Source organism: Paenibacillus sp. FSL R7-277 (assembly GCF_000517965.1).
Lineage (GTDB): Bacteria > Bacillota > Bacilli > Paenibacillales > Paenibacillaceae > Paenibacillus_AQ > Paenibacillus_AQ silagei.
This window is the reverse complement of the sequence record NZ_ASPX01000085.1, coordinates 143,012-153,056: the sequence shown is the minus strand read 5'-3', so window position 1 is coordinate 153,056 and position 10,045 is coordinate 143,012. Positions and strand designations below refer to the sequence as shown.

Here is a 10,045-nt window from a genome sequence, read left to right as displayed (position 1 = left end):
TATCTAGAAATGATATTATCCAATCCAAGTACTGGATTTCTGAGTTGGAAGTTCATCGAAAAGACGTTGGCTTCAAGGATGCACTTAATAATTCTGATCTGCCAGAAAAATGGCTCCAGTTAGATAAGGCGCTTGTGAATATCGCCATTGAGGAATCGCAGGATATCCAGAGAGGCAAATATTCTGTGTTTTTTCCTACGCAAGATTTAACCGGGATGCCTTTCTGGGTTAACGGGATTTTCTATAGCGATATCAGTCGTAAAAATATCGATTTCACTATGCCATGGAATAGATATCTGCTACAGAGGGCGGCAGAATTGCTCGTATTTACGGTAGATCAGTTATCTGAAAGTGAAGAGGTTCCTCTATCATGTCTACTAGATCTGATCTCATTTCCACCAGATGATTTGCTCTTTCAACACGTAAAGAAAGTGCTCGAGGACAAGGGGCGATCTATCATGGATTGGGTCATATTCCCTGACTTAAATGGTACACGAAACCAATATATGTTATCACAGATTTTGTTTGTTGATGAAACAGAACGTATTCGTGTAGTGGTACCGGATAGAATTGCCGCATTGGGTCACTCTATCCTTCGTTCCCCTGACCAGTCGCGTCTGCAAAGTATAGAACGGCTAGTAAAGAGATTGCGAATTTCTATTAAGCCGTCAGCCGAAAATTGGGCACACTGGGTAGAGGAACTGGCTACAAAGTTACTAGCAGCAGAATCAGATATCGAGGTATGGAAAGATTTTTATGCTGACCTCACATACATTCAGAATGAATACGTTGCAGAAACCAATAAGAAGCAATGGTTATCGGGCAGAAAGGTATTTCTATCTAACGATTCACAGCTGGTTGCGTATCATGCTGCTAATTCTTTATTTGTTCCTCCTCGGAATGCTGGTCAGAATCCGTTGCCGGAGTATATTAGGGATCGAGTAGCTTTTATCCTTAGTAATTTGTATCCGGCAGATGAACAGGAAAAGCATATTTTACGTGACGTAACGACCCGGTTTGAATTGTCGGTGTTATTAGAACGAGTGGTTCTGCCAGCTTACCAAGTAAAAGAATTGACCAGCGATGATGAACTTTACGATATGCTCGCTTGGTTGATTCCATTAATCCGAAATGGCAATGAGACACGTGATATTGGTCGTTTCGGAGATATACTCCTCCCTTGTCAAGGAGGATGGTTTAAAGCGAAAGAGACATTGGCATCGGTAGAATGGAGATCGCATTTTGACCACGCAGAAGCTATGGAGATTTTATGTGAACATTCGCGGGAAAAGGGAAACAAAAATGGTTCAAGCCGAAAGTTATTGAGGAAGTTTTCTCAGCTTCCGGATAGAATTCAACAGCTCGGATATGATCAAGTTGCTTCCTTTTTCCGCTTAGCAGGCGCAAAAGATACATTTCGTTTGACACCCTATCGTACCAAGGTTTTTGGTCATGGGAATAATCTTATAGTTTATGACCTAAAAGAGATACCATCGGACTACCGAAGCTATGTGAATCAATGGGCGAGGGAATGTGAAAATCCATACTCTGGTAATAATTATTCGTACGATGTGACATTTTCACTGATTACGGAAAGTGACCTTCTACATGATATACCTGTAAATATGGTGCAACATTTATCTGATATTATGATTGCTTCTTTTAAAAGTTGGAATCAGCAGAATCTGTCATGGAGTCTGGGGAGAATTTCTAAACTACGCCCTTCGTTTAACAATGCTATCCGTTCGCCATTGATGATTGTTATCAGAGAGCTTAAGTGGGTCCCTACCATGTATCGAAATAACTTGGAATTTCGCCGACCGAGTGAGACCATTTATCTTCCTGATGCGGTAAATCGCCATGCTCCGTTTGCCATTGTAGAAAAGAAATTTCTCCAGAAATTGTTGCCATACGCAATTGATCTGACACATTCCTCTGAATTGCTGAATGCAATGGTTCCAAGCGCTAGGAGTGGTGCGGCGCTGCTTAACTATTTGGCAAAGCATTATTCAGCAGAATATGATCGTTATTTTAAACCCTTCTATAGTCAAGTATGGGAGTTATATCTGGAGCATGACGATTTTATTGACCATAAAGTACAAAATATTGTAGTTGCAAGGGATGCCAAACAGGTAAAATCATCGGCGCAAGAGAAAATCTATTTGTTTACCAGTGACGAGAAGAGTATGAGGGATCAACTTCTTAGTTCATCTGCAGTACGTGTCCTACATGCCGACCTCAACAAGAGCGAGATCGTTAAACTATGTGGTATCTATGGCTGGTTGTCTGGGAAAAATGTGAATCGTACCATAACTCCACATCTTACTTCACCACCTAGTGAGAGCGAGATGTTTGAATCGGGAAGTAGAGTTGGTATGACTTTGTTCCTCCTTAGCATTGCCTGCTACGCCCGAGGAAACCAAATGAAGCCCGGAAGTGCTACTTTCAAGCAGGCGAAGCAGATTTTGGAGCGTACAACTATACAATATGTGATGCGGATACAAGTCGTATATTCGGATCAAACTGGTAATCAACTGGACTCCCAGCAAGTCGATTGGGCGATTGATCATGAAAAGAACATTTGGTATATAACGGAGCAAGCAAGCTTAACCAATAAGTTTGCCGAAGGGATTGCAGAGTTGTTGGACAACTCCAATCTAATCTATCAAATCAAAGCAGCCCTTCCGAACGGGCTAGGTAACAGTAAAGAAGAACGTGAAGCCATCCTGATTCGCACCATGGGAATTGATTGGGAGCGAATTAGAGCAGTTGAGTTGCATATGAATGATGAAATCAGTTTAATGAGAGATAACTTATTTCCTTGTTTACTTGCGTTCGGAAAGGGTGCGTTGGATTTAACGGAATACGATACACTCGAAAAAATAAAACAATTTTTGTATGACTTGTTTGATAGTGATCGGCAGGTAGCGATATCATTTCTGGAAGCTGCCAAATTGGTATCGGCGAGGGACCGAGGCCGGTATTTGTACGATCATCATGCGATTCCATTACACACATGGAATACTGCCCTCATGCACCCGGAAGTACAGGGAACGCCGGTTGTAAATTTAGCCTTAAAGGCGAAGTTCCATGAGCGTAAGGCTCATGTGAAAAATCGGTTGTTATCACTTATACGAAAACGTGCTTATGAAAAGGACGATTGTGCATGGTATGCAAGCACCTTGGATAGCTTTGCATCATGGAATATTCCAGAATCCTGGTGTCTTGAGAACTGGGAGCTTCATGAAGACAGATTCGAAGCTGCTGCACTGGACTGGTTAAATGAACAAGGGATTTGTGTTGTCGAATTACCAACAGACAATACGGAGGCTCCTGATGACATCGCTAGATTGAATCATAAGCGATGGAACACTATTGCCCTATCAGCCATTCATATTGGAAGACTGTTGGAGAAGCGGAATGAAATGAATTTCAATATCAATTCATCTGAACAACTGTTGTTTGTCGTATTTCCACAAGCTGATTTGCGGTTTCAATGGAAATTATACAGCGAAACCGAGCTCCTCCAGCGATTATTTGTTGTTTTCCCTAATCAAGATAAATCAGTTACGTCGCTGGAAGAATGGATCACTCTTTATGGGGTTACTAAGGATGAATTAGACTCTGAACAAGAACGCTATAAAGAGCAAAAAATGCGTGATCGTGAGGAGAAAGCCAGAGCAAATCGAATGATGGAGATAAGTGGAAAGACAGTCGAAGTAACAGAAGAGACCATGTATGAATTATGGAGCATGCTGTTACCACTGAAGGTTAATATTTCCTTTGAAGGAAGTCCAATTGCTCCCCTTGTACTGGACGAACAAGCGTCTTTCTTAGACAAACCCGGTCAAAGTGGTGGAGCAATAACTGGTGGCAGCAATGGCGGTGGTTCAGGAGGTCGAAGGGGCGGTATCGTTGATGATCGAATATCGCCGGAGCTTGACAAATTAATTGGATTGGCAGGCGAATTGTGGATGTACCAATGGGTAGTACAAAATCTACCGGAGAGTGGTCCGCATTCCTGGTTATCCGGCAACAAGAGATATCACTTCAAATCCGATCATGGCCTGAACGATCATGCCGGTTATGATTTTTTACTCTATATCAACGGAAAGGAGATACAAGTAGAAGTTAAAGCCACAAGAGGCACGCGTGAAACTTTTAAGCTCGGTGCAAGCCAAACCTATGCGGCAAGGGAAGTCCTTAGAAGACAGAGGGAGGGGGAGTCGGTACAATATGTTATCGCTTTTATCACGGAGGCGGTTAGTAATCCAAAAATTGAATTTTTACCTAATCCGTACAGTTCGGAAGGTGCTTCATTCTATACCTTTCCGAAGGGCGAAGAGGTGCAACTGATGTTTTCATTGAAAAATAAGAGAGAAACTTTAACTCCAAAGTTAGAGTAATAACAACATGAGTTAGAAGGAACTATACCGACGCTATCCATACGGAGATACGAAGCAGCGAATAAAAGATGCTGGCGTAGCAAAATAATAGGTCGTTAATTATCTCTCCAATGATTGTAGAGTACCATACTTAGAAACCAACTTTAATGTAATAATGGGACACAAACTTTAATGTTATCATCTGTTTAATGCCCTTTTCCTAGACACCAACTATATTGTGAATTTATATAAGGGATGAAAACTCGGAAACCCTTGATTTTACTGTTTTTTTTAGACACCAACCATAATGTCACTGAACATGTATAAATTAATATCCAAGAAAACTCAATTAAGAGCAGCCTGAATATTCTTTCAGGCTGCTCTCTTTTTAAACCTTGTGATATAAATAGCCCAGTTTAAAATTTCATGGCAAAAATTCAAGGAATCGTCTCGAAGCAGCAGAAAGTGGAACACTTCTAAGTGTCGCAATCCCGACATGGCGTTTTGGAACTGGAGGCGTTAGGGGAATTTCAATTAGCTTACCGGTATTTAATTCAGTGGTAACGTATTCCCGCACGATAAATGTAAGGCCAAACCCACTTTGTGCAAATTGTATAAGGAGATCAAGGCTTCCCAATTCAAACTCAGGACGTAACGTAATCCCGTTAGATGCAGCATACTCATCGAGGAAATTTCTCGTGCTTCCTCCTGGTTCAAGCAGCAACAAAGGGTAACGATGAAGTTCCTCCAGAGGTAATGGGATTTCTGCTAAAGCTGCATACTCTTGATTACCAACAAGGCAATCCTGCTGCGTTGAACTGGTGCGGAAATCGATCTTAGAATCAAACACAGGCAAGTTCACAACTCCGAAGTCAATTTTACCTTCCTTCAAAAGTGTGATGGTCTCCGGTGTTGTTCGATTAGTGACGCGGATTCTGACTTCTGGATATAGTTTGTGGAATTGTTCAAGGTGCGGCAACAGAAAATGCTTGCATAGTGTATCGCTTGCTCCGATGTTGATTTCCCCATAAGACAACTCTTGCATCTCAGCAATTTTCTTCTCGCCACTTTCGATAAAATGCATGGCTTGCTCCACAAAATTAAACAGCACTTCACCTTCAGCGGTTAGCGTAACCCCTTTTGTCGTACGGAAAAATAGTTGCCCGCCGAGGCCCCCTTCTTGTTGTTTAAGTGTATGGCTGACCGCAGGCTGGGTGATATGGAGTTTCTCTGCAGCCTTGGTCAAACTCCCAAGCTTTGCCGTCCAATAAAAAACGCGATACCATTCCATATTGAATTCCATAGTCATTACCTCAATTTATGTCAGTCATTATCAAAATCAATTTTACTAATGCCTGTCCTTCAAATTATAATAATCGCTGTAAAGGATTACAAGCGGTGGAGGCGAGTGGATTTGACGGTTACAGCGATTGTAGGAGCCAATTGGGGAGATGAAGGAAAGGGAAAAATGACGGATGTGCTTTCCGCAAAATCATCTTATGTGGTCCGTTATCAAGGCGGAAGCAATGCGGGGCATACGATTATCAACGATTACGGAAAATTTGCGCTACACATGCTGCCTTCGGGGGTTTTCTATCCAAACGTTACGAATGTAATTGGCCCTGGAGTAGCGCTTGATGTAGAGTCTCTTATGAGAGAAAAGGAAGAACTGCTTGCCCGAGGTGTCCCAGAACCTTGTTTACGTGTATCAGATCGTGCACAAATCGTTCTTCCAATCCACCGTTTATTTGATGAACTGGAAGAAGAGCGGCTAGGTTCACGCAGTTTTGGATCGACAAAACGCGGAATCGCGCCCTTTTACGCTGATAAATACGCAAAGCTTGGAATTCAAGTGTCGGACTTGTACAATGAGGAGCGGCTCTATTCACGCTTACAACAATCGCTGGAGATTAAAAATGTGCTGCTTGTGCATATGTATGGGCGGCAACCAGTTCAACCCGAAGAGTTGATGCCGGAATTAGTAAGCCAGGGAGAGCAGCTTCGTCCATTTGTTTGCAACACCACTTCAATGCTTCACGAAGCATACGAAAACGGTGATTCAATACTGTTAGAAGGCCAACTTGGCGCACTTCGGGATCCTGACCACGGCATTTATCCTTTTTCTACCTCTTCTTCAACACTCGCAGGTTTTGCTCCAGTAGGTGCTGGTTTGCCTACATTTGCGATTAAGAGGGTACTGGGAGTAGTGAAATCGTATTCAAGCTGCGTTGGCACGGGGCCCTTTGTATCTGAATTAGATGGAGTGGCGGCAGATGAATTAAGACAGCTCGGGGGGGATGCGGGGGAGTATGGCGCAACCACTGGCCGCCCTCGCCGTGTTGGCTGGTTTGACGTTGTCGCAACTCGTTACGGTTGTATGGTTCAAGGTGCAACGGAAGTCGCATTAACGAATCTTGACGTACTTGGATATTTGGGAACCATTCCAGTCTGCACGGGTTATGAATTAGAAGATGGAACCATAACTGACCAATTTCCAGTGAGTGCTAAGTTAGATAAAGTAAAGCCGATTCTGCAGCACTTTCAAGGTTGGAAATGTGATACATCTAATGCGAGATCTTATGATGAACTGCCAGATGCCGCAAAGCATTACGTTGAGTTTATTGAATCAGCAATTAATGTAAAAATCACATACGTTTCAGTAGGGCCAAGACGTGAACAGTTAATAGTGAAGAGCATGTGAAACATGTTAAATATAGCGCCAGGAACAAAAAGAGGTGGATACTCTATGTATACATGCCGTAAAGCAAATTTTGAAGATCTATCTAAAATATGTGATTTTCCTATTAGTGAAGAAGAAGTGTTTTTTATGTCTCCCAAGTTACAGTATCCTTTAACAGTTGACCATTTTAATGAAGTCATCAAAGATAGAATGAATCAAACTACTATTGAATATAACGGAGAAATATGTGGGTTCGCGAGCGTGTATAATGTAGAAAACAATAATAAGTGTTGGCTTGGGACAGTCATCGTATCTCCATCATTTAGAAACAAAGGAGCAGCTGAGTTCTTAGTTAAGGATATTATTAGAGTAATTGAAAAAGAATTGAGTATAAAGGAGCTCCATTTAGTCTGCCACAACATCAATACAAGGGGACTTATGTTCTATTCTCGATTAGGATTTACCCCTTATGAAATTGAGAAGAGAATTACTCCTAGTGGTGAGATTATTGCGGCTATTAAGATGAAGTTAGAATTGGGTTAACTGCCAGCAACATGACCTCCTGTTCACGAAAGGACAGGAGGTTTAACTGGCCCTAAAGCTTGCAGTCATAGCTAGTGCGATGAACAGTACCCTAGGTAAAGCCAAGTTTTTTGCGAGTTTCTTGTAAGGTATGGATTCGTAATGAGTCCTGAGAGAATACTGCAAAGCGAGAAGTGTTTGAAGAAACAGGTCTTGAAGTTACCGTAGGCCGCTTAACTGGCGTATATTATGAACCCACTCACGATATGCATCATTTTGCATTCATGTGTAAGGTAGCAATAATCAACAACCACAGCCCGATGCTGCCGAGGTAACTGAATCTAAATATTACAACGTAGATGATTTGCCTAGACCGCGTAGTAACATCACTATTGCATGTATACAGGAAGCTCTGAATACTGACGGTAATGCATTATTCCACATCATTGGACCAAGACAATGGTTTGAATAGTCTGGGCGGCAGTTTAGTTGAACAAGATAAGTGGAGGTTTTATGTCGTATTTGACGTATACGGCGCAGTAGAAAGTAGTTTTTTAAACGATGGCAGCTCTGAACGAAAGATAAATTCATAGACTGCCGTTGTGTTGATGAACTAACGTTTCACTTTAGCTTAGATTGCTGTCTTAAAAGATTAACTCACAATCTTTATGCTCCCATACATCAAATAAGTTACCATCTAGATCCTCAAAAACAAAAAACTTGCCGTAAATGCCTTCATTGCTAATTGGTCTAGTCGTAACTCCCTCAGATGTTAGCCTCATGTGTAATGAGTCAATATCATCTGTAAAAAATGTTACAATCCACCTTTGCCGTCCATTTACTTCAAACACTGCTCTTGTTTCATTATCAGATTCAAATAAATCAATTATTGGACGGTTGTCCCTGAATAAGCTTAAATAATTTTCCCTATCGTTTCTGATGTTAAAACCAAAATGACTGACAAACCATTCTGCAGATTTTTTTACATCTTTAACCGGAATTACATTATATGCGATTCCCAAGACTTTTCCATTTACCATCTACTCAGCCCCTTTCTTAAATTTATCTCGATAATTATTTCAAGGTAGCTACCATACTATCCTGCCCGCTAGCATAAAAGGTTTTTTCATCGAGAGTCATAGTGCTTGTTGCACAGTACGAAGATATTGTGTAATAAAAGAAAGCGTACTTGTCAGTTCACTTGTTCCAGAAGTAAGTCCATACCCTGTCTTCATGGCGCAGTTCGAATAGAATGAGGAGCCTAGTGGAACGGTATGGACATTAAGGGAAATTGATCTTTTTTCCTTTCGTGTACAGATTAAGTCTTATGAAGTTTTAAGGACTTTCCAATGGATCTTTATCTGAAATTAAAAGGGTTTACAGCCAAAAATAATTAAGCTATCAGGAAGCGCTATGGAGGTCTAAATTTGTTTGAAGGCTTTGATTTCAGACCAGGTATTGTTAAATGGAACTCTTATAAATTAAGTCCTGATGACATGACTGATATTAGATGGTTAAGTGAAGATATGTTTATGGTCGAATATCCAAAGGGATATTTAATTGATGTCGGATGGTACGGCAGATGTTTTACTCTTAACGGTGTTTTTATTATATACATTATCAAGGACACAGAATGGGACAACCCGGTATTAAAAGAAGAATACCGGTCAGTAACAGAATTGTATGAGGGCATGAAAATAGCAATTCATAAGATTAACCAATTAATAAAGTAATATTTGACTTAACCTTAAGAGGGGCGTAATTTAATGAATCGAAGACAACGGGAAAAGTTTATTCCTTCCATCTGGATTATAGCTGCCAAACAATCAGAAGCACATGCCTATTATGTCCTCTATGCCATCGACTGGAAACGCGGAGGCCGGCTGAGTTGGGAAGGCTGGCATCAGCTGGAAGACCTGCTGCAATTTCATATCCCCATCAAACGAAAAGCCGGAGGCCGGAAAACCTCTTCCCAGCCTGCCGCCAAAATCGCAAAACATGCGCTCTTTCTACATCTGAATGAAGCACAGTTCGAGGAACTGGAACGGCTCTTTATCAGCCATTTTTGAAGAAAAGATGGAGAGTATTATTTCAAAGCAGAGTTATTTGACGGAGCTATATGAAAACGTGGAAGGAGAGGATTAATCGAATAATAATGTGAAACACATGTATCGTTTAGAATCAGCCGGTAAATCTGTTATTCGGATAGATAGCGAGATGCCTAGCCGAGAGCGCTATCTCACGAAAGAAAAGGGTAATCCAAAGGAATTGTTAAAGTCACGCATGGAACGAGAAGGCTGGGTATATAGTCAGCAGGAGGGATCAGGTTATTTTTTTAAGAAAGACGGTAGGGAAGAAATCGTCACTACACAGCAATGGAATCATTTTTATATCATATACAGTTTGAACGCAGAAGTAGCGAACCTTGAGGATTAGATAAGAAAACAACGCCCCTATT

At 41.3% G+C, this 10,045-nt stretch carries 8 protein-coding genes and 1 pseudogene; 7 read left to right on the top strand and 2 right to left on the bottom strand.

Annotation, left to right across the window (positions count from 1 at the left end):
• Positions 1-44 precede the first annotated feature (44 nt).
• Positions 45-4,406 (top strand): protein NO VEIN domain-containing protein, encoded by a 4,362-nt coding sequence (locus C173_RS26095; protein ID WP_235192029.1) that lies wholly within the window; start codon positions 45-47, stop codon positions 4,404-4,406.
• 403 nt (positions 4,407-4,809) lie between these two features.
• On the opposite strand, the gene C173_RS26090 is transcribed toward C173_RS26095, so the two are convergent.
• A complete protein-coding gene (locus C173_RS26090) occupies positions 4,810-5,688 on the bottom strand; it encodes a LysR family transcriptional regulator (protein WP_036730538.1) in 879 nt (292 codons plus the stop codon).
• Between the two features lie 111 nt (positions 5,689-5,799).
• On the opposite strand from C173_RS26090, the gene C173_RS26085 reads away from it, so the two are divergent.
• From C173_RS26085 to C173_RS35705, 3 genes and pseudogenes are all read left to right on the top strand, one after another.
• Entirely contained in the window at positions 5,800-7,086 is a 1,287-nt protein-coding gene (locus tag C173_RS26085; protein WP_036730536.1) for an adenylosuccinate synthase, read from the top strand.
• 3 nt (positions 7,087-7,089) lie between these two features.
• Positions 7,090-7,608 carry a GNAT family N-acetyltransferase gene (locus C173_RS26080; protein ID WP_081751345.1) on the top strand — a complete coding sequence of 173 codons (519 nt, stop codon included), beginning with the start codon at positions 7,090-7,092 and terminating at the stop codon, positions 7,606-7,608.
• 164 nt (positions 7,609-7,772) lie between these two features.
• Positions 7,773-7,922: pseudogene (locus C173_RS35705) on the top strand (hypothetical protein); the annotation flags it as partial.
• Positions 7,923-8,231: 309 nt separating this feature from the next.
• Here C173_RS35705 and C173_RS26075 read toward each other — a convergent pair.
• A complete protein-coding gene (locus C173_RS26075) occupies positions 8,232-8,627 on the bottom strand; it encodes a VOC family protein (RefSeq protein WP_036730527.1) in 396 nt (131 codons plus the stop codon).
• A 387-nt stretch (positions 8,628-9,014) separates the two neighbouring features.
• On the opposite strand from C173_RS26075, the gene C173_RS26070 reads away from it, so the two are divergent.
• The 3 genes from C173_RS26070 to C173_RS35115 all read left to right on the top strand — a co-directional run bounded on the left by C173_RS26070 (position 9,015) and on the right by C173_RS35115 (position 10,023).
• Complete coding sequence (locus tag C173_RS26070; protein ID WP_051478432.1) at positions 9,015-9,320, top strand: hypothetical protein; 306 nt, start codon at positions 9,015-9,017, stop codon at positions 9,318-9,320.
• 33 nt (positions 9,321-9,353) lie between these two features.
• Positions 9,354-9,656 (top strand): hypothetical protein, encoded by a 303-nt coding sequence (locus C173_RS26065; RefSeq protein ID WP_235192028.1) that lies wholly within the window; start codon positions 9,354-9,356, stop codon positions 9,654-9,656.
• A gap of 97 nt (positions 9,657-9,753) precedes the next feature.
• Positions 9,754-10,023, top strand: coding sequence for a type II toxin-antitoxin system HicA family toxin (locus tag C173_RS35115; protein ID WP_051478430.1), 270 nt, complete (start codon positions 9,754-9,756; stop codon positions 10,021-10,023).
• Positions 10,024-10,045: the final 22 nt, after the last annotated feature.

Coding starts and splice junctions, on each gene's coding strand:
- C173_RS26065 (WP_235192028.1), top strand. CDS start 9,354: ATGAATCGAAGACAACGGGAAAAGTTTATTCCTTCCATCTGGATTATA.
- C173_RS26075 (WP_036730527.1), bottom strand. CDS start 8,627: ATGGTAAATGGAAAAGTCTTGGGAATCGCATATAATGTAATTCCGGTT.
- C173_RS26080 (WP_081751345.1), top strand. CDS start 7,090: ATGTTAAATATAGCGCCAGGAACAAAAAGAGGTGGATACTCTATGTAT.
- C173_RS35115 (WP_051478430.1), top strand. CDS start 9,754: ATGTATCGTTTAGAATCAGCCGGTAAATCTGTTATTCGGATAGATAGC.
- C173_RS26090 (WP_036730538.1), bottom strand. CDS start 5,688: ATGGAATTCAATATGGAATGGTATCGCGTTTTTTATTGGACGGCAAAG.